The organism is Geodermatophilus africanus, from assembly GCF_900107105.1.
Taxonomy (GTDB): domain Bacteria; phylum Actinomycetota; class Actinomycetes; order Mycobacteriales; family Geodermatophilaceae; genus Geodermatophilus; species Geodermatophilus africanus.
Genome location: NZ_FNOT01000004.1, coordinates 352,940 through 370,069 on the forward strand (window position 1 = coordinate 352,940; position 17,130 = coordinate 370,069).

General features: G+C 76.8%; 18 protein-coding genes and 1 pseudogene. 11 read left to right on the forward strand and 8 right to left on the reverse strand.

The window, feature by feature from the left end; genetic code table 11:
• Position 1 precedes the first annotated feature (1 nt).
• Positions 2–682: pseudogene (locus BLW63_RS09440) on the reverse strand (TIGR04222 domain-containing membrane protein); the annotation flags it as partial.
• A 110-nt stretch (positions 683–792) separates the two neighbouring features.
• Between BLW63_RS09440 and BLW63_RS09445 the strand changes: the two are divergent.
• Positions 793–1,668, forward strand: a complete 876-nt coding sequence (locus tag BLW63_RS09445; RefSeq protein ID WP_091154246.1) for a helix-turn-helix domain-containing protein — start codon at positions 793–795, stop codon at positions 1,666–1,668.
• Between the two features lie 38 nt (positions 1,669–1,706).
• Here BLW63_RS09445 and BLW63_RS09450 read toward each other — a convergent pair whose 3' ends face one another.
• A complete protein-coding gene (locus BLW63_RS09450; protein WP_091154251.1) occupies positions 1,707–2,027 on the reverse strand; it encodes a tetratricopeptide repeat protein in 321 nt (106 codons plus the stop codon).
• A gap of 126 nt (positions 2,028–2,153) precedes the next feature.
• On the opposite strand from BLW63_RS09450, the gene BLW63_RS09455 reads away from it, so the two are divergent.
• The 6 genes from BLW63_RS09455 (at position 2,154) to BLW63_RS09480 (ending at position 8,874) form a co-directional block, all read left to right on the forward strand.
• Positions 2,154–2,861: a DUF4383 domain-containing protein gene (locus BLW63_RS09455; RefSeq protein WP_091154254.1), complete on the forward strand. Its 708-nt coding sequence runs from the start codon at positions 2,154–2,156 to the stop codon at positions 2,859–2,861.
• Positions 2,862–2,952: 91 nt separating this feature from the next.
• A complete protein-coding gene (locus BLW63_RS09460) occupies positions 2,953–4,173 on the forward strand; it encodes a precorrin-3B synthase (protein ID WP_091154258.1) in 1,221 nt (406 codons plus the stop codon).
• Positions 4,173–4,793: a precorrin-8X methylmutase gene (locus BLW63_RS09465; RefSeq protein WP_091154865.1), complete on the forward strand. Its 621-nt coding sequence runs from the start codon at positions 4,173–4,175 to the stop codon at positions 4,791–4,793. The genes BLW63_RS09460 and BLW63_RS09465 overlap by 1 nt, the downstream gene beginning before the upstream one ends.
• The gene (locus BLW63_RS09470) at positions 4,790–6,304 is read left to right on the forward strand and encodes a precorrin-2 C(20)-methyltransferase (protein ID WP_091154261.1); all 1,515 of its coding nucleotides are present in this window, start codon (positions 4,790–4,792) and stop codon (positions 6,302–6,304) included. The genes BLW63_RS09465 and BLW63_RS09470 overlap by 4 nt, the downstream gene beginning before the upstream one ends.
• Positions 6,305–6,424: 120 nt before the next feature.
• Complete coding sequence (gene mftD / locus BLW63_RS09475; RefSeq protein ID WP_091154265.1) at positions 6,425–7,594, forward strand: pre-mycofactocin synthase MftD; 1,170 nt, start codon at positions 6,425–6,427, stop codon at positions 7,592–7,594.
• Between the two features lie 59 nt (positions 7,595–7,653).
• A complete protein-coding gene (locus BLW63_RS09480; protein WP_244522465.1) occupies positions 7,654–8,874 on the forward strand; it encodes an MFS transporter in 1,221 nt (406 codons plus the stop codon).
• A gap of 128 nt (positions 8,875–9,002) precedes the next feature.
• Here BLW63_RS09480 and BLW63_RS09485 read toward each other — a convergent pair whose 3' ends face one another.
• A complete protein-coding gene (locus tag BLW63_RS09485) occupies positions 9,003–9,689 on the reverse strand; it encodes an HAD hydrolase-like protein (protein ID WP_244522466.1) in 687 nt (228 codons plus the stop codon).
• Between the two features lie 34 nt (positions 9,690–9,723).
• Here BLW63_RS09485 and BLW63_RS09490 point away from each other — a divergent pair, with 34 nt between their 5' ends.
• Positions 9,724–10,110, forward strand: coding sequence for a hypothetical protein (locus tag BLW63_RS09490; RefSeq protein WP_091154273.1), 387 nt, complete (start codon positions 9,724–9,726; stop codon positions 10,108–10,110).
• 46 nt (positions 10,111–10,156) lie between these two features.
• Here BLW63_RS09490 and BLW63_RS09495 read toward each other — a convergent pair whose 3' ends face one another.
• Both BLW63_RS09495 and BLW63_RS09500 read right to left on the reverse strand, forming a co-directional pair.
• Entirely contained in the window at positions 10,157–10,567 is a 411-nt protein-coding gene (locus BLW63_RS09495) for a GlcG/HbpS family heme-binding protein (protein WP_091154277.1), read from the reverse strand.
• Between the two features lie 162 nt (positions 10,568–10,729).
• The gene (locus BLW63_RS09500) at positions 10,730–11,452 is read right to left on the reverse strand and encodes a cobalt-precorrin-6A reductase (protein WP_091154280.1); all 723 of its coding nucleotides are present in this window, start codon (positions 11,450–11,452) and stop codon (positions 10,730–10,732) included.
• Between the two features lie 26 nt (positions 11,453–11,478).
• Between BLW63_RS09500 and BLW63_RS09505 the strand changes: the two genes are divergently transcribed.
• A complete protein-coding gene (locus tag BLW63_RS09505; RefSeq protein WP_091154872.1) occupies positions 11,479–12,570 on the forward strand; it encodes a cobalt-precorrin-5B (C(1))-methyltransferase in 1,092 nt (363 codons plus the stop codon).
• On the opposite strand, the gene cobM is transcribed toward BLW63_RS09505, so the two are convergent.
• From cobM to def, 3 genes are read right to left on the reverse strand one after another with little or no spacing between them, the layout of a single operon-like run.
• The gene (cobM, locus tag BLW63_RS09510) at positions 12,567–13,310 is read right to left on the reverse strand and encodes a precorrin-4 C(11)-methyltransferase (RefSeq protein WP_091154284.1); all 744 of its coding nucleotides are present in this window, start codon (positions 13,308–13,310) and stop codon (positions 12,567–12,569) included. The genes BLW63_RS09505 and cobM overlap by 4 nt on opposite strands.
• On the reverse strand, positions 13,307–14,518 hold the full coding sequence (cbiE, locus tag BLW63_RS09515; RefSeq protein ID WP_091154288.1) for a precorrin-6y C5,15-methyltransferase (decarboxylating) subunit CbiE: 1,212 nt from the start codon (positions 14,516–14,518) through the stop codon (positions 13,307–13,309). Before cbiE ends, cobM begins: the two co-directional genes overlap by 4 nt.
• Positions 14,515–15,072 (reverse strand): peptide deformylase, encoded by a 558-nt coding sequence (def, locus tag BLW63_RS09520; RefSeq protein ID WP_091154291.1) that lies wholly within the window; start codon positions 15,070–15,072, stop codon positions 14,515–14,517. The genes cbiE and def overlap by 4 nt, the downstream gene beginning before the upstream one ends.
• A gap of 46 nt (positions 15,073–15,118) precedes the next feature.
• Here def and BLW63_RS09525 point away from each other — a divergent pair, with 46 nt between their 5' ends.
• Together BLW63_RS09525 and BLW63_RS09530 are read left to right on the forward strand one after the other, a co-directional pair.
• Positions 15,119–16,072 carry a cobalamin biosynthesis protein gene (locus BLW63_RS09525; protein ID WP_091154295.1) on the forward strand — a complete coding sequence of 318 codons (954 nt, stop codon included), beginning with the start codon at positions 15,119–15,121 and terminating at the stop codon, positions 16,070–16,072.
• A 233-nt stretch (positions 16,073–16,305) separates the two neighbouring features.
• Positions 16,306–17,046, forward strand: coding sequence for an ANTAR domain-containing response regulator (locus tag BLW63_RS09530; protein ID WP_091154299.1), 741 nt, complete (start codon positions 16,306–16,308; stop codon positions 17,044–17,046).
• The last annotated feature ends 84 nt before the right edge of the window (positions 17,047–17,130 follow it).

The following is a 17,130-nucleotide window of genomic DNA, read 5'->3' on the forward strand; positions in this document are numbered from 1 at the left end:
GTCAGCAGCCCCCGCCGCCGTCCCCTCCCCCGCCGCCGCAGTCGCCGCCGAAGCCACCGCCGAAGCCACCGCCCCAGCCGCCTCCGGCGCCGACCGCGCCACCGTCGTACCGGACGTGGCGGTACCGGGCAGCCCGTGCGTCCGCGGGGGACGACGGGGGCGGGGGAGGCGGGTCGAAGACCGCGGTGTGGAGCTCGGCGCCCCACGCGGATGGCCCGGCCAGCGCCACCGCCAGCGCGGCGTTCCCGCCCGTGACCGGTGGGGACGGCGGGTTCTGGCGCACCTGCCGCAGCGCGGCTCGACCGGCTCGCGTCAGACCCGACAGCGTCCAGAACGACCGCTCCCGCGCGTCCACACCCCCGCGCCGGGTGAGCAGCTCGTCCCGGGCCAGACCGTCGGCGACGGCGGCCAGGCGGGGGTCCGACCGCGCTCGCCAGACGATCCCCCAGACGGCGCGTCCGCGCGGTCCCACGGCGTCCAGGACCACCGCCTCGACGGGGTGCCGACGGTGGGCGTCCACGACGTGCAGCCGGCCCGTGGCGCGGTCCACGCGCAGTCGCCCGTTCTCCACCAGTGCGACCACCGCGGTCTCGACCACACGTCGGGGGCCGCCGGCCAGATAGGCGATCTCGTACAGGTCGGAGCGGAGCAGGGGGACGTGCGTTCCGGTCATGTCCGTCGTCCTTCGCGTCGAGGATCGAGAGGGGCTGCGGCCGCACGCTCACGGTGGCAGGCGCCCACCGGGCGACGCCAGCGCGCTTGCACGATTGCACGCACGGTTACCGTCGCTCCGTGGTCGACCGGGACACGCCGTCGGTGCGCGAGCGCCGGCTGGCCCGCGAGCTGCGGCAGCTGCGCACCGGCGAGCACCTGCACGCCAAGGACGTGGCGGCCCGGCTCGGGTGGTCGCCGTCGAAGGTGTCGCGGATCGAGACCGCCCGGATCGGCATCGCCGCCGACGACCTCGACCGGCTGCTCGAGCTCTACCGGGTCCCCGACGCCCACGCCGACCTGCTGCGCCGGCTCGCCCCGTCGGCCCGGCCGCGCGGCTGGTGGGACGCCTACGCCGACACCCTGTCGGCCGGGTACGCCAACCTCATCCGGCTGGAGGCGGGGTCGCGGGCGCTGCGCTGCTTCGGCGCCCTGGTGCCGCACGCGCTGCTGCAGACCCCGGACTACGTGCGCCAGGTGGTGCTGTCGACCTGGGAGCGGCCCCCGCCTGCCGAGGTGGACCGCCGGGTGCAGGTCTGCCGGCGGCGGCAGGAGGTCCTCGACGCGGCCGACCCGATGCTGCTGTGGGCGGTGCTCGACGAGTCGGTGCTCCGCCGCACCGCGGGCGCGCCCGGGACGTCCGACGGCGCGGCGGTGCTGCGCGGCCAGCTGGCGTGGCTGGCCGAGGTGGCCGGCCGGCCGAACGTCACGCTGCAGGTGCTGCCGTTCGACGCCGGGCTGCCCCCGGTGACGGCGGGCTCGTTCTCCGTCCTCGAGTCGCGCGCCACCGGGACGCCGGACGTCGTCTACCTGGAGAACAAGACCCGCATCGCCTTCGTCGACGGGGAGGCCGAGGTGCACCGGTACGGCCGGGCCTTCGAGCTGCTCGCGGAGATGGCCCTCGACCCCGAGGCGTCGGTCGGGCTGATCGAGCGCCTGGCCGCTGCTCCGGCGTGACGGCGGCCCTCCTGCAGCTACGAGGACCCCGTCCTCCCTCAGGCAGCGCCGAGGGCGTCGGCCACCCGGTGGTGCGCCACCGCCTCGTCGGCCCGGCTCTGCCGTTCCAGCGTGCGGGCCAGCGCCCGCCGCGCCCAGCCGTTGGCCGGGGCCATCCCCACCAGGCGGGTCAGCGCCTCCTCCGCTCTGGCCAGCTGGGCGGAGCCGAAGTAGGCGCGGGCCAGCAGCTCGAGGGCGGCCTCGTTGGCCGGCTCCGCCTCGACGAGCGGCTCGAGCAGTCGCGCTGCCTCGATCGGCTGCCCCATCGCGAGGAACAGGTCCGCGCGGAGGAACTCCGAGTGCAGGTCGCGCTGGGTCATGCCGGGACAACCCGCCCGCCCCGCCGAGGCTTCCCACGGGTGCGCGCGGAAAAAGCTGGCTGTAGTGCATCCAACGACCCGGAACGGGGGAAGAATGGGCATCGTCACACTCACCCGGGAGTCCCCATGGCACTGCGACTGCACCTCCCGCACCGCACCAACCGCACCACGGAGGAGCGCCCAGGCCCCGGCGCCCGCGTGTACGCCGTCCAGCGCACCGGCGCCGTGCTGGTGGCCCTGACCCTCCTGGTCTTCGGCCTGCTCGGTTTCGCCGGTGGCCTGGACTACTTCTCGACCGAGGGCGAGCGCATCCTCGGCCTGTCCTCCAACGGCCTGCTGTCGACGATCTCGGTGGTCATGGCCGTCGTCCTGCTGGTCGCCGCGGCCCGCAGCCCCCGGGTCACCTCGACGATCATGATCGTCGCCGGCTCGTTGTTCCTGCTCTCCGCCCTGGTCAACCTGGCGGTGCTCCGGACGTCGTTCAACATCCTGGCGTTCGAGTTCGAGAACGTCGTCTTCTCCGTGGTCGTCGGCCTGCTCCTGCTGACCCTCGGCGCGTACGGCCGGATCAGCGGCCACTTGCCGGACGACAGCCCGTACGCGCGGCACGACACGATGGACAACGCCGACCTCGACCTGAGCAGCGACCTCCCGTCGACCCCGGTCGAGATCGCCGCCGAGCGGGCGATGCGCGACGCCGAGGTGGCCGTCGTCCAGCACGTGGCCACCAACGAGCAGCGTCGCCGGGTGGCGGCCATGGCACAGGTGCACAGTCGGGCCGACCGCCGCCGGGTGTGGATGTCCTTCGACGCGGCCGGACGCGAGCTGCGCTGACCGCGGCAGGCCGGCCTCGCTGCAGGGTCCCGACCCGAGCGGAGCGAGGGGCGGGGGGCAGCGAGGTCCTTTCAGTACCCTCGCCTGCGCCATGACCGCTCGCCCCGCCGCCCGCGTCCGCGCCGACGCGTGCCCCGGGGCGCTGCAGACCCACGCCGCAGCCGACGGTGCGCTGGCCCGGGTGCGTGTGCCCGGGGGTCTGCTGACCGGCGACCGGCTGCGGGCTCTGGCGGCCGCAGCCCGGGAGCTCGGCGACGGGGCGCTGGAGCTCACCAGCCGGGGCAACGTGCAGCTGCGCGGCCTGGCCGACGGCGCGGGGACCGAGCTCGGCGAGCGGCTCGCCGCCGCCGGCCTGCTGCCCAGCGCGCCGCACGAGCGGGTGCGCAACGTGCTGGCCAGCGCGCTCACCGGCCGGGTGGGCGGGCACCTCGACGTCCGGCCGTGGGTCCGCGCGCTGGACGCCGGGATCTGCGCCGACCCCGCCCTCACCGCGCTGCCCGGCCGGTACCTCGCCACGCTCGACGACGGCCGCGGCGACGTCGCCGGCCTCGGCGGGGACGTCGGCCTGCTCGCGCTCCCCGCCGCCGAGGTCGCGCTCACCCTCGCCGGCACCGACTCCGGGCTGCGCGTGCACCCCGACCACGCCGTCCCCGTCGCGCTGGCCGCCACCCGCGCCTTCCTCGACGAGCGCGCGGCGCAGGGCGGCACCGCGTGGCGACTGGGTGAACTGGACGACGGCCCGAGGCGCGTCGTGGAGCGGATCAGCTCCACAGGGGAACGGCACCTGGTCGGGGTGGACCGGTCGCGGGGGCCGGAGGCTCCCCGACCGGGACACGGGCAGCGGCTCGGTACGACCGGGGGACGGCACGTGGCCGCGGTGTCGCCCGGAGGGCGACGGTGTGACGACGGGTTGGTCGCGCTCGTCGCCGTCGTGCCGCTCGGCCGGCTCGCCGCGGAGCAGGCCGACCTGCTGGCCGGCCTCGCCGACGAGGTGCAGCTGACGCCGTGGCGCAGCGTCGTCGTCCCCGACCTGCCCGACGACTCCGCGGCGGCGAGGCTGACGGACGCCGGGCTGGTGCTCGACCCGGGCAGCGCCTGGAGCCGGGTGACGGCCTGTGCGGGGCGGCCTGGCTGCGCGAAGTCGCTGGCCGACGTCCGGGCCGACGCCGCCCGGGCGGTGGTCGGTGGCACGCTGCCCGCGGGCGGCGCCCGCCAGCACTGGGCCGGGTGCGAGCGGCGCTGCGGCCGGCCGCGGGGCGAGGTCGTCGACGTGGTGGCGACAGGGACCGGATACCGAGTCGGGTGGAGCTGATGTACGAGTACGAGAAGGACGGCGCGGAGATCTACCGGCGCTCGTTCGCCACGATCCGCGCCGAGAGCGACCTGGCCGGCCTGCCCGAGGATGTCGCCCGCGTCGCGGTGCGGATGGTGCACGCCTGCGGCCAGGTCGACCTGGTCGAGGACCTCGCCTTCTCCCCCGACGTCGTGACCCGGGCCCGCGAGGCGCTGGACGCCGGTGCGCCGGTGCTCTGCGACGCCGAGATGGTCGCCTCGGGCGTCACCCGCCGGAGGCTGCCGAAGGACAACGACGTCGTCTGCACGCTCAACGACCCTCGCACGCCGGCGCTGGCCGCCGACCTCGGCACGACCCGCACCGCCGCGGCGCTCGAGCTGTGGCGCGACCGGCTGGACGGCGCGGTGGTGGCCATCGGGAACGCGCCCACCGCGCTGTTCCACCTGCTCGAGATGGTCGCCGCCGGCGCACCCCGCCCGGCCGCCGTGCTGGGCATCCCGGTCGGCTTCATCGGCGCGGTGGAGTCCAAGGACGCCCTGGCCGCCTCGGACCTCGAGCACCTGGTGGTCCGCGGACGGCGCGGCGGGAGCGCCATCACGGCGGCAGCGGTCAACGCGATCGCGAGCGACGTCGAGTGAGCGGACAGGGACCTGAGCGCACCGGTCGGCTGTACGGCGTCGGGCTGGGTCCCGGCGACCCCGAGCTGGTCACCGTCAAGGCCGCCCGGCTCATCACCGCCGCCGACGTCGTCGCGTTCCACGCCGCCCGGCACGGCCGCTCGGTCGCCCGCGGGGTGGCCGCCCCGTACCTGCGCGAGGGGCAGGTCGAGGAGCTGCTGGTCTACCCGGTCACCACCGAGACCACCGACCACCCCGGGGGCTACCAGGGTGCGATCGACGAGTTCTACGAGACGGCCGCCGCCCGGCTGGCCGCGCACCTGGACGCCGGCCGCGACGTCGTCGTCCTGGCCGAGGGCGACCCGTTCTTCTACGGCTCGTACATGCACATGCACAAGCGGCTGGCCCACCGGTACCCGACCGAGGTGGTGCCCGGCGTGACCAGCGTCAGCGGCGCCGCGGCGGCGGTCGGCCGGCCGCTGGTCGAGCGCGACGAGGTGCTAACCGTGCTGCCCGGCACGCTGCCGGCCGACGAGCTCGCCGAGTGGCTGGCCACCACCGACGCCGCTGCCGTCATGAAGCTGGGTCGCACCTTCGGCAACGTCCGCGAGGCCTTCGACGCCGCCGGGGTGCTCGACCGGGCCCTCTACGTCGAGCGCGCCTCCACCGACCGGCAGCGCACCGTGCCGCTCGCCGACGTCGACCCGGCGACCGTCCCCTACTTCTCCCTCGCCCTGCTGCCCAGCCCGCTGACCGGCCCGACGCCCGGCCCCGACCGGCCCGCGGACGCCGCGCCCCGCACCGGCGAGGTCGTCGTCGTCGGCCTCGGCCCGGGCGACCGCTGCTGGACCACCCCGGAGGCCGCCGAGGCGCTGGCCGCCGCCGACGACCTGGTCGGCTACGGCCCCTACCTGGATCGGGTGCCGGTCAACCCGCGGCAGACCCGGTACCCCAGCGACAACCGGGTCGAGGCCGAGCGCGCCGCGCACGCCCTGGACCTGGCCCGGTCCGGACGGCGGGTCGCGGTCGTCTCCAGCGGCGACCCCGGCGTCTTCGCGATGGCCGCCGCGGTGCTCGAGGTCGCCGAGCGGCCGGAGTACGCCGGCGTCCCGGTGCGGGTGCTGCCCGGCCTGACCGCCGCGCAGGCGGTCGCGGCCCGGGTCGGCGCCCCGCTGGGCCACGACTTCTGCGTGGTCAGCCTCTCCGACGTCCGCAAGCCGTGGGACGTCGTCGTCGAGCGGCTGCGGCACGCCTCGGCCGCCGACCTGGTGCTCGCCCTCTACAACCCGCGGTCCCGGGCCCGGCCGCACCAGCTCGCCGAGGCCCAGCAGGTGCTGCTCGAGGGCCGCAAGGCCGACACGGTGGTCGTCGTCGGCCGGGACGTCGGCGGTCCCGAGGAGAGCATACGGGTCACCACCCTCGGCGAGCTCGACCCGGGGACCGTCGACATGCGCTGCTGCGTCATCGTCGGCTCGTCGCAGACCCGGATCAGCGCCACCGGCGCCGTCTACAGCCCGCGCACCTACCCCTGAGGCCCCTCCGACCGGGCAGCTGACACTCAGTGCCAGCTGCTGGCACGATGGCCCGCCAGTGGCGTGCGTCACCCTCCCGGGAGGCGGCGCCGACGGCCGGGCGATCGCGGGAGGGCTCTCATGGCGAGCACCAGGGACTGGTTCGAGACGGTGGAGGAAGCCCAGCACCGCGCGCGCAAGCGGCTGCCGCGGTCGGTCTACCTGGCGCTGGTCGCCGGCACCGAGAAGGGACTGACGGCGAGCGACAACGTCGCCGCCTTCGACGAGATCACCTGGCGCCCGCACGTCGCCGACCTGCACGCCAAGCGGGAGCTGGCCACCACGGTCATGGGCCAGGACGTGTCCATGCCGGTGCTCATCTCCCCCACCGGCGTCCAGGCGGTGCACCCCGACGGCGAGGTGGCGGTGGCCCGGGCGGCCGCGGCCGCGGACGTCGCGATGGGGCTGTCCTCCTTCGCGAGCAAGCCCGTGGAGGAGGTCGGCGCGGCCCAGCAGAAGCTGTTCTTCCAGATGTACTGGGTCGGCGACCGCGAGACGATCCTCGCCCGCGCCGAGCGGGCACGCGCGGCCGGGGCCAAGGGCCTGATCATGACCCTGGACTGGTCGTTCGCCTCCCGACGCGACTGGGGCAGCCCGCCCATCCCCGAGAAGATCGACGTCAGGAACGCGCTCAGGTTCGCCCCCGAGGTGCTGCGCAGGCCGCGCTGGCTGGCCACCTACCTGCGCTCGGGCGGCGTCCCCGAGCTGAGCGTCCCGAACCTCGCGCTCGACGGCGAGCAGCCGCCGAACTTCTTCGGCGCCTACGGCCAGTGGATGGGCAGCCCGCTGCCCACCTGGGAGGACGTCGCGTGGCTGCGCGAGCAGTGGGGCGGGCCGTTCATGCTCAAGGGGATCACCCGCCCCGACGACGCGCGTCGCGCCGTCGACGCCGGCGTCACCGCCATCTCGGTGTCCACCCACGGCGGCAACAACCTCGACAGCACGCCGGGGGCGATCCGCTCGCTGCCCGGCGTGGTGGACGCGGTCGGCGACCAGGTCGAGGTGCTCATGGACGGCGGGGTGCGCCGCGGGGCCGACGTCGTCAAGGCGATGGCCCTGGGCGCCACGGTCGTCATGATCGGCCGCGCCTACCTGTGGGGCATGGCCGCGAACGGCGAGCGCGGCGTGCAGAACGTGCTGGCGATCATCCGGCAGGGCATCGACGAGGCGCTGCTGGGGCTGGGGAAGGCGTCGGTGCACGACCTGACCCGCGAGGACGTCGTCCTGCCTCCGCACTTCACCCGCAGCTGACCGCCGCGCCGCTCCGACCGGCGGGAATGCCCGTGCGGCCGGCGGGCTTGCCCTGCTGCGTGCCCGCCCGCCGCGCGTCCCGCGCCGCCTCCTTCTGGACGGCGGCCGCGCTGCTCGTCCTGGTGCTGGCGGCCTCCGGCGTCCCCTCGCCGCTCTACCGCGTCTACCAGGAGCGGCTCGGCTTCTCGGCCGGCGTGCTGACGACGGTCTTCGGCATCTACGCCATCGCGCTGCTCGCCACGCTGCTGGTCGTCGGCGCGCTGTCGGACCACGTGGGACGCCGGCCGGTCGTCGTCGCCGGGATGCTGCTGCAGGTCGTCGCGATGACGCTGTTCTGGGCCGCCGACTCGGTGGGCTGGCTGCTCGCCGCGCGGGTGGTGCAGGGCGTGTCGGTCGGGGCCCTGACCGGCGCCCTGGGCGCGACGCTGCTGGACCACCAGCGCGCCGACCGCCCGCTCGGCGCGCTGCTCAACAGCGCCGTCCCCGGCTTCGCCATCGCCCTCGGGGCGGTCAGCGCCGGGCTGGCGGTCGACCTCGTGGCCGCGCCCACCGACCGGGTGTTCGGCACGCTCACCGTGCTCTTCGGAGTCGCCGCCGGCGTGGCCCTGCTGCTGCCGGAGTCCTCGCCGCGCACCCCGGGCGCCCTCGCGTCGCTGCGGCCGCGGGTGCACGTGCCCGCCGCGCAGCGGGCGGCCTTCCTGGTCGCGCTGCCGTGCCTGGCGGCGATGTGGGCCCTGGGCGGCCTCTACCTGGCGCTGGGGCCGTCGGTCGCCGCCGGCGTCTTCGGCCTGACCGACCACCTCGTTGGCAGCCTGGTCATCGTGGCGATGCACGGCATGGGCGCCGTCGGCAGCGTGAGCCTGCGCAACGCCGTGCCGCACACGGCGATGACCACCGGCTGCCTGGTCTTCGCCGCCGGCGTCAGCGGCACGATCGTCTCGCTGGCCACCGAGAGCATCGCGCTGTTCTTCGCGGCCACGGCGGTGTCCGGGTTCGGCTTCGGCGCGGCCTTCCTCGGCGCGGTGGCGACCGTGACCGCGGGCGTCGCGCCCGGCGAGCGCGGCGGGCTGCTCTCCAGCGTCTTCGTCGTCGGCTACCTCGCCTTCAGCCTCCCGGCCGTCGCCGCCGGGCTCGTGTCGGGCGCGGTGGGGCTGCGGCCGACCACCGTCGGGTACGGCGTCGTCGTGGTCGCCCTGGCCCTCGGCGCGGTGGCGGGGCTGCAGCGCCGGCGCCGAGCCGAGCAGCGGACCGCCGAGCAGCCCCAGCCCGTCGCCGCCTGAAAGTGACCATCAGCGGCGAGATCGCCGATCTCGCACGGCTACGCAGCCGCACACGTGCGAGATCGCCGATCTCGCCGGAAGTTCAGCGCCGGACGGCGTCCAGGAAGCCGTGCCCGCACGCCGGACGGTCACCCGGGTTTTAGGGCAGTCAGGACGTCCCGCGGCGTGGCCGCCACCAGCGCCGCGCCGGCGTCGGCCAGCTCGCCCGGCAGCGCGGGGCCCCAGCCCGCGCCGATGCAGGGCAGCCCGTGCGCGGCGGCGCCCAGCACGTCGTGCGCTCGGTCGCCGACCAGCACCGGGCGCACGCCGTCGGCGTGCGCGGCGAGCGCGGCGGCCACCACCTGGTCCTTGTGCCGCACCGCGCCGTCGAATGTCGCGCCGTGCACCGAGGCGAAGGACGGCAGCAGGCCCACGTGCGCCAGCAGCCGGACGGCGAAGGGCTCCGGCTTGCTCGTGGCGACGGCGAGGGTGGCACCCGCCCCGGCCAGTGCGGCCAGCAGCTCCGGGACGCCGGGGTACACGGTCGCGTCGAGCAGCGCGCCCCCCGAGTAGTGCGCGCGGTAGGCGGCGACCGCCCGGGGGACGTCGTCCGGCGGCACGCCGAGGACCAGGGCGAAGCCGTCCTGCAGCGGCGGGCCGACCATCCCCCGCAACTGCTCCGGCGTCGGCCGCGGCAGGCCCAGCGCCTCGGCCGCCGCCCGGACGGAGGCCCAGATGCCGGGGCTCGAGTCGACCAGCGTGCCGTCGAGGTCGAACAGCACCAGGCGGGACTCGAGGCCCTGGTGCGGACCGGACTCTGCTGCTTCGATCTTCAAGCACCTCTCCCGCCCCCCCGTCCCGGAGGACACCATGACCCGGACCCGCGACGCCGCCGTGGCAACCCCCGTCTCGACGCTCCGGCCGGTACAGGCAGCCGCAGTGCTGTCGGTGCTGGTGCTGTTCTGGCAGTTCTTCTCCGCCGGCCGGGTCCTCGTCGGCGAGGACGCCCTCGGCGGCCACGGTGCCGGGGCGATCGCCCTGCACGTGACCACCGGGCTGCTGCTGGGCGCCACGGTGCTGCACGGCCGGCGCACGCGGGTGTGGTGGCCGGCCGCGCTGGCCGCGGCGGTCTTCGTGCTCACCTTCGTGCAGGCGGCCCTGGGCAGCGCGGGCTCGATCGTGACGCACCTGCCGCTGGCGCTGGTGATCACGGTGGGCACGGTGTGGCTGGCCGCCTGGTCGTTCCGGTCGGCCTGAACCCGGGCTGCCCTGCCGGCAGGGGTCGGCCCTCAGGCTCCGTCCTTCAGGCGAAGACCTTCCGCCCCGCCTCGGCCACCTGGTGGTCCTCGTCCACGCTGCCCGCGCTGACGCCCACGCCGCCGGCGATCCGGCCGTCCGCCCCGCGCAGGAGCACCCCGCCGCCGAAGACGACCAGCTTGCCGGTCGTGGTCGCCTCGATGCCGTACAGCGGCTGCCCGGGCTGCACCAGCGGCGCGAGGTCGCGGGTGTCCATCTGGAAGTAGACGGCGGTCAGGGCCTTCTTCTGCGAGATGTCCTCGCCGATCAGCTTCGTGTCGTCCATGGCGGCGAACGCGACGAGGTGGCCCGCGTCGTCGACGACGGCGATGTTCATCGGCTGCCCGATCGTGGTGGCCTCCGACCTGCAGGCCTCGATGATCGCCTGGGACTGCTCCAGCGTGATGCTCCGGCTCATGACGGCTCCCCTCGGGACGGCTCGACGGCGGTGTGCGGCGTCCTCAGCGCTGGCGAGTATGCAGGCCGGGGTCACGACGGGGCGGGTGAGCGGCGTGTCCATGACGCAGCGGAGCGGTCCCCGCCGTGCACTCCCCGTTGACCGGACCCCGCCCGGACCGGCTCACCGGCCCAGCCACGCCAGCGCCTCCTCGACCGTCGCCACCACCGGCACGCCCGCCGGCAGCGGCGGCCGGCGGACCAGCACCACCGGGACGCCGAGCTGCCGGGCGGCGGTGAGCTTGGCCGCGGTCATCGGCCCCCCGCTGTCCTTGGTGACGACGGCGTCGACCCCGTGCTCGGTCATCAGCGCCCGCTCGTCCTCGACGGTGAACGGGCCGCGGGCGAGGACCACCGTGGCGCGCGCCGGCAGCGGCGGCTCCGGCGGGTCCACCGAGCGGACGACGCAGTGCGCGCCCAGCCCGGCGAAGGCCGCGAGCCCCTGCCGGCCGGTGGTCAGCAGCACCGAGCGGCAGCCGGCCACCGCGATCGCCGCGTCGGCCAGGGAGTCCACCCAGCGCCAGTCGTCGCCGGGCTGTGCCGTCCACCCGGGGCGCTGCAGCCGCAGCAGCGGGGTGCCGGTGGCCGCGGCGGCCGCGGCGGCGTGCGCGGTCATCGTGGCCGCGAACGGGTGGGTGGCGTCGACCAGCGCGGCCACGCCGTCGAGCGCCGCCGCCAGGCCCGCCGTCCCGCCGAAGCCGCCGATCCGCACCTCCCCGGCCGGCAGCACCGGGTCGGCGACGCGGCCGGCCAGCGAGCTGAGCACGTCGACGCCGCCGGCCACCAGCCGCTCCGCGAGCCGCCGGGCCTCCGCCGTGCCGCCCAGGACCAGCACCCGGCCGGTCACGCACGCCGCCCGTGCATGCTGACTCCGTGACCGAGGCGGGGCGCGAGCGCAGCACGGGGCTCCGCTACGGCTGGACGACGGGCGCCTGCGCGACCGCCGCCACGACCGCCGCGTACACCGCGCTGCTCACCGGCGAGTTCCCCGACCCGGTCCGGGTCGACCTGCCGAACGACCGGCACCCGTCCTTCGCCCTGGCGACCGAGCACCTCGAGGCGGACGCGGCCTCCGCCGCCGTGGTCAAGGACGCCGGCGACGACCCCGACGTCACGCACGGCGCGCTCGTCGCCGTGCGCGTGACCACCGGGCCGCGGGGCAGCGGGGTCGTCTTCCGGGCCGGCGAGGGCGTCGGGACGGTCACCAAGCCCGGGCTGCCGCTGCCGGTCGGGGAGCCGGCGATCAACCCGATGCCGCGGCAGTTCATCCGCGAGCACGTCGCCGCGGTGGCCGCCCGGCACGGCGGCACCGGCGACGTCGTCGTCGAGGTCTCGGTGGAGAACGGCGCGGAGCTGGCCCGGCGGACCTGGAACCCGCGGCTGGGCATCCTCGGCGGGCTGTCGATCCTGGGGACGACGGGCGTCGTCGTCCCCTACTCGTGCTCGTCGTGGATCGACTCGATCCGCCGCGGCGTCGACGTGGCGCGGGCCGCCGGGCGGCAGCACGTGGCGGGCTGCACCGGCTCGACCAGCGAGCGGGTGGTCGCCGAGCTGTACGGCCTGCCCGAGGACGCGCTGCTCGACATGGGTGACTTCGCGGGCGCGGTGCTCAAGTACCTGCGCCGCCACCCGGTGCCGCGGCTGACCATCGCCGGGGGCGTCGGCAAGCTGGCCAAGCTCGCCGACGGCCACCTCGACCTGCACTCGGGCCGCTCGCAGGTGTCGACGGAGTCGCTCGCCGCGATGGTGCGCGAGGCCGGCGGGGCGCCGGAGCTGGTCGAGGGCGTGCGCGGCGCGAACACCGCGCTCGACGCGCTGCAGCAGTGCCGGGCCGCCGGGCTGCCGCTGGGCGACCTGGTGGCGGCCGGCGCGCGGGACACCGCACTCGGCGTCCTGCGGGGAGCCCCGGTGGCGGTCGACGTCGTGGTGATCGACCGCGGCGGCACCGTGGTCGGGCGCGCCTAGCCGCGACATCGCGTGGTCGAGTACAGGTGGCTGTCGGGGAACTCCGCCGCCGCGAGCACGGGGCCCACGATCACGACCGCCGTCCGCCGCACGCCGGCCGCCTCGACCTGGCCGGCGATGTCGGCGAGCGTGCCGCGCAGCACCAGCTCGTCGTCCCGGCTGGCGCGGGCCACCACGGCCACCGGGCCGTCGTCCCCGTAGTGCGCGGCCAGCTGCGGGGCGAGCTCGCCGATCCGCTGGACGGCGAGGTGCAGCACGAGCGTCGCGCCGGTGGCGGCGTAGGCGGCGAGCTCCTCGCCCGGCGGCATCGGCGTGGACCGCGCGCTGGTCCGGGTGAGGACGATGGTCTGCCCGACCCCCGGCACGGTCAGCTCCCGCTTGAGCGACGCGGCCGCCGCGGCGAACGCCGGCACCCCGGGGACGACGTCGTAGGGCACGCCGGCGGCGTCGAGCCGGCGCATCTGCTCGGCCATCGCGCTGTAGACCGACGGGTCGCCCGAGTGCAGCCGGGCCACGTCGTGCCCGGCCTCGTGGGCGGCGACCAGCTCGGCGGTGATGCGGTCGAGGTCGAGGTCGGCGGTGTCGACCAGCCGGGCGCCGGCCGGGGCGGTGTCGATCAGCTCGCGCGGCACCAGCGCACCGGCGTACAGGCAGACCGGGGCCGACGCGATGATCCGGGCGGCCCGCAGCGTGACCAGGTCGGCCGCCCCCGGGCCCGCCCCGATGAAGTGCACGGTCACGGCTTGACCACCGCCCAGATCGTCACGGGCATCGCGGACCGCCAGGCGGTGAAGCCGCCGACCGGCTCCGCCCGCTGCACCGCCAGCCGCACGAGGTCGCCACCGACCCCGGCGAACCAGGTCGCCAGGACCGCCTCGCTCTCGACCGTCACCGCGTTGGCCACGAGCCGCCCGCCGGCCGGCAGCGCGGCCCAGCACGCCTCCAGCAGCCCCTGCGCCGTCGCGCCGCCGCCCACGAACACCGCGTCCGGCGCCGGCAGCCCGGCGAGCGCCCCGGGCGCGCGGCCCTCGACCACCTCGAGCCCCGGCACGCCCAGCCGGACGGCGTTGCGGCGGATGCGCCCGGCGCGGTCGGCGCGGGCCTCCACGGCGATCGCCCGGCAGGACGGGGAGGTGCGCATCCACTCGATGCCGATCGACCCGGCTCCGCCGCCGACGTCCCAGAGCAGCTGCCCGGGTACCGGGGCCAGCCGCGACAGCGTCACCGCGCGGACCTCGCGCTTGGTCAGCTGGCCGTCGTCCTCGAACGCGGCGTCGGGCAGCCCGGGCACGGCCGGCAGGACGACGGTGCCGGGGTCGGCGACCACCTCGACGGCGGTGACCACGAGCGGGTCGGTCGCGGCGTGCGGCCAGCCGGCGGCGGTGCCGGTGAAGCGCCGCTCCGCCGGCCCGCCCAGCTGGGCCAGCGCGACCAGCCGGCTGGCGCCGTAGCCGAGCCGGGTCAGCAGCGCGGCCACCTGGGCGGGGGTGCCGCCGTCCGAGCCGAGCACCAGCAGCCGCCGTCCCGGGGTGGCGTGCGGCACGACCAGCTCGACCGGCCGGCCCACCGCGGGCACCACCTGGGTCTCCTCCACCGCCCAGCCCAGCCGGGCGCAGGCCAGCGTCACCGACGACGGGTGCGCGAGCACCTCCACCGCGCCCGCGCCGTGCAGCCGGACCAGCGAGCTGCCCACGCCGGAGAGCATCGGGTCGCCGCTGGCCAGCACGACGACCCGCCGGCCCGGGTGCTCGGTCAGCAGGCCGGCGAGGGCCGGGGCCATCGGCGAGGGCCAGGGCACCCGCTCGGCGGGGACGCCGTCCGGCACGAGCGCCAGCTGGCGGGCGCTGCCGCGCAGCACGTCGGCGTCCTCGACCGCCCGACGCGCCCGCGGCGAGAGCCCGTCCCAGCCGTCCGCGCCGATGCCGACGACCACGATCGGCGTGCTCACGCGGGCAGCTCCCCCGCCGGCCCGGCCGCCTCCGCCAGCAGCCGCTCCCGCTGCTCCTCGGGCAGCCGGTCGACGTAGACGGTGCCGTCGAGGTGGTCGACCTCGTGCTGCAGGCAGCGGGCGGCCATCCCGGTGCCCTCGATCGACACCGGCACGCCGTCGGCGTCGACGCCGTCCACCCGGGCGCGGAAGGCCCTCGGCAGCTCGGCGTAGGGGCCGGGCACCGACAGGCAGCCCTCCTCGGTGACCTCCTCGGCCGGCTCCCCCTCGTGCGGCTCCAGGACGGCCAACTGCGGGTTCACCACGTAGCCGACGACGTCCTCGCCGTCGGCGTCCGGACAGTCGATGACGAAGACGCGCGCGTCGACGCCGATCTGGTTGGCCGCCAGGCCCACGCCGTCGGCGGCCTCCATCGACGCGAACATGTCGAGGACCAGCCGGCGGAGGTCCTTGCCGAACGCCGTCACCGGCGCGCACGGCCGGTGCAGGACCGGGTCGGTGCCGTAGGTGACGATCGGCCGGGCGACGCCGCTGTAACGGCCGGGCAGGCGCATGACCGTCGATCCTAGGGACGGCGCCGGTCGGCCCGATGGGCCCAGGATGGACCTCGTGCCCCCGCGCGACCTCCCGACCGCCGCGGGGCTGGCCCTCGGCGCCGCCGCCGACCTGCTGCTGGCCGATCCGCGCCACCGGCACCCGGTCGCCGGGTTCGGCCGGGCCGCCGCGGTCCTGGAGCGCCGGCTCTGGCGGGACTCCCTCGCCGCCGGGGCCGCGTACGCCGGGCTGCTGACCGGTACGGCGGCCGGCCTGGGTGTCCTGCTCGACCGGGCCACCCGCGGCAAGCCCGCCGTCCGCACGCTGGTCACCGCGGCCGCCACCTGGACCGTGCTCGGGGGCACCTCGCTGGGCCGCGCCGGGACGGCGATGGCGCGCACGCTGGACGCCGGCGACCTGCCGGCCGCCCGCGCGCTGCTGCCCACGCTGGCCGGCCGCGACCCCGCCGGGCTGGGCGAGGCCGAACTGGCCCGCGCCACCGTCGAGTCGGTCGCGGAGAACACGTCCGACGCCGCCGTCGCGCCGCTGGTGTGGGGAGCGCTCGCCGGGCTGCCCGGCCTGCTGGCGTACCGCGCGGTCAACACCCTCGACGCGATGGTGGGCCACCGCTCGCCACGCCACGCCCGGTTCGGCTGGGCGGCCGCGCGCACCGACGACGTCGCCAACTGGCTGCCCGCCCGGCTCACCGCGGCGCTCACGGTGGCGGCCGCACCGCTGACGGGTGGCTCGGCTCGCGGGGCGTGGACCGCGTGGCGCCGCGACGGCGCGGCCCACCCCTCGCCCAACGCCGGCCGGTGCGAGGCGGCCCTCGCCGGCGCGCTGGACCTCCGGCTGGGCGGCCGCAACGTCTACGGCAGCCGGGTGGAGGAGCGCCCGCCGCTGGGCGACGGCCGGGCGCCCGCAGCCTCCGACGTCCCGCGCGCCGTCCGGCTGTCCCGGGCGGTGTGGACCGCGGCCGCCGCGCTCGCCGTCGCGGCGCGGGCGCTGCCCCGCCACTGACGCAGCGGCGCAGCCCGACCCCGGTGCGTCACCCTCGGCGGTACGGCACCACGGGACACGCGGAGCCGTGATCAGACCGGGACCGAGGGGCGGGCGTGTCGCCCCGGGACGCCGTACGGTCCGGTGACACGGAGCGGCTGGTGACACACCGTCACCGGCGTACCGCATCGGTCGAACCCACGGCCGGCGGCGCCCCGGCCGGGTCCGGCCCGGTGGCACCCCGTGGAGTCGAGATGACAGCGACCCCTTCCCCGATCCTGGCCCGCAGCAGCGTCGGCCGGCCCCGTCCGGCAGCGCCGCCGCCGGCACGGCCCCTCCCGGCTGCCCGGCGGCTGGCCGGCCGTTACCGGTACGACCGCCGCGCCGGCACGTGGAGCTGGTCCCCGGAGACCTCCGCGCTGCTCAACCTCGCCCACACCGGGGGGCAGCCGTGCACCGAGCTGCTGGTCCACTCGCTGCACCCCGGCGACCGGCCCCGGGCGCTCGACGCGATCGCCGCCGCCTGCACCGCCGGCGAACCCTTCGCGCTGCGGGTCCGGCTGGGCAGCAGGGGCGGGCTCGAGCGACCCGCCGTCCTCGTCGGCGAGCCCGTGGTCGACGCGGCCGGGGCGGTCGAGGCGCTGGAGGGCCTGCTCGTCGAGGTCCCCCCGGAGCCCCGCCAGGCGGCGGCCCGGCCCGGGGACGCGGGGACCGAGGACGACCGGGTGCGCGCCCTGGAGACCGAGGTCGCCCAGCTGCGCACCGCGATGAGCAGCCGCGCGGCGATCGAGCAGGCCAAGGGCATCCTCATGCTGCTCACCAGCTGCAGCGAGCAGGTGGCCTTCGACCTGCTCGCGCACATCTCGAGCAATTCGCACCGCAAGGTGCGCGACGTCGCGGTGGCCATCGTGGAGTCCGCCGCCGGGCACGCCGGGCTGCCGGAGGACATCCAGGCGCTGATCCGGGACGTCTGCCCGCCCCGCCCGCACCACTGAGGCACGCCACGCGCCCCGGGAGGCGACGGCTCCCCGACCGCAGGAGAGGATGCCGCTGACGCCGGTGCCCTCCGGCGGTCCCCG